Below are 1,154 nucleotides of genomic sequence, written 5' to 3'. Positions count from 1 at the left end.
TAACGAGTAATTGACCATTTACAAGTCCACTGCAAAAACAAACGAAAACTTAAATCTAGGGCAAAGCCAATAATTCCCAGGACAATCAAACAGGCAAAAATTTCATCGGTTCTCAGAAATTTCTGGGCCAATAAAATCCGTTTGCCTAATCCATTATCAGCCGCCACCAATTCCGCCACCACTACCAAATTCCAGGCGGCCGCCATATTAACACGAAAAGTATCGATAACATTAGGAATAATATAGGGAGTAATCACTTTAAATAAAACCTGTTTTCGAGTTCCTCCAAGGGTATAAGTTACTTCGATCAATTCACGGGGAATGAACTTAACTGCATCCATAATCATCAGGGTATTAAAGAAAATTGTCCCGATAAAAATCAGCATAATTTTTGACGTTTCTCCAATACCCAAATAAATAACCAATAGGGGAATAAAAGCAGGAGCGGGCATATAACGTACAACGCCAATGATCGGTTCCATTAAACTGCGAATACTCGGAAAAGTTCCCATTAAAATCCCTAGGGGAATAGCAAACAATCCTCCTAAAAAAAAGCCTCCAACTACTCGTAAAAAACTGGTAATAGTATCTTGAATTAAAAAGCCCTGTTCTGCCAATTTTCCTAAGGCCTGAATAACGGCTAAAGGAGAAGGCAAAAATACGGATTCAATGCCCGCAAAACTAGAGATTAGTAACCATAAAATCAGCGGGACAATAATAGAGGAAACCATTAAAGTCCATTTGAGGGATTCGGGAATATCCTCGGTAATCCGCCAAAAAGTGCTTTGAGGAAGCGTTTTATGTGTTGTGGTCATGGGATTTGCCAAAGAAAAGAATAATTTTGATAGCCAATATCACCCAGTTATCAAACAATTCTTGAAGTCAATGATTAAGGGACTAATTAGGCTTTTTTGTCTTGATTTGCCAACGCCTTGACAAATTGGGCATCTAGAATGGTTGTTAGATCGGGGACTTTTTTAATAAAGCCAACTTCCATCATAAAATCAGCCATTTTTTGAGCGGCAAAGGGCATATTTTTCATGGTTTTCCCCGGACTAAAGGCTTCTAGGTTTTCTTCTAAGGTGAAAAACTTCGTTCCCTCTTTATATAAGGCCAATTCTTCTGTGCTAATGCCCGCACGCTTGGCCATAATC

General features: G+C 38.8%; 1 protein-coding gene and 1 pseudogene. Both read right to left on the bottom strand.

Annotated features, from left to right (window positions below; translation table 11 throughout):
* A partial coding sequence (locus PX636_RS10225; RefSeq protein WP_002798309.1) for an ABC transporter permease occupies positions 1–815 on the bottom strand: 815 nt, incomplete at its 3' end.
* Between the two features lie 86 nt (positions 816–901).
* Positions 902–1,154: pseudogene (locus PX636_RS10220) on the bottom strand (aliphatic sulfonates ABC transporter substrate-binding protein); the annotation flags it as partial.

The sequence above is a fragment of the Microcystis sp. M53598_WE2 genome (assembly GCF_030067735.1).
Classification (GTDB): Bacteria; Cyanobacteriota; Cyanobacteriia; order Cyanobacteriales; family Microcystaceae; genus Microcystis; species Microcystis aeruginosa.
The sequence above is the reverse complement of the archived record's forward strand: the minus strand, read 5'-3'. Positions and strand labels throughout refer to the sequence as shown.